This window comes from Methanobrevibacter millerae, assembly GCF_900103415.1.
In the GTDB taxonomy this organism is placed as follows: Archaea; Methanobacteriota; Methanobacteria; order Methanobacteriales; family Methanobacteriaceae; genus Methanocatella; species Methanocatella millerae.
Genome location: NZ_FMXB01000015.1, coordinates 12,163 through 12,464 on the forward strand (window position 1 = coordinate 12,163; position 302 = coordinate 12,464).

A 302-nucleotide genomic window follows, 5' to 3' on the forward strand; every position below is an offset into this window, starting at 1 on the left:
GTTGTATGTTCCGGTAATGTTTGAATTTGAAACACTACTTTGGAAGTAGTTTGCTCCACCATCCATGTCTGCGCTGTTGTTGATGTATGTTCCGGCAATGTTTGAATTTGAAACATCTCCGTTGAAGAAGTTTGCTCCACCATCCCTGTCTGCGGTGTTGTGGCTGTATGTTCCGTTAATATTTGAATCTGAAACACTATTGAAGAAGTTTGCTCCACCATAGATTGCGGTGTTGTTGGTATAGGTAGCATTTATATTGGAATTGGAAATGGCATTTTCAAAATAAATTGCACCGCCATTAT

1 protein-coding gene is annotated in these 302 nt (G+C 39.4%); it reads right to left on the reverse strand.

Going from position 1 to position 302, the window contains the following annotated elements; all coding sequences use genetic code 11:
• Window positions 1-302 (reverse strand): hypothetical protein (locus F3G70_RS12095; protein ID WP_188118131.1); only part of this gene is annotated, 302 nt, incomplete at both ends.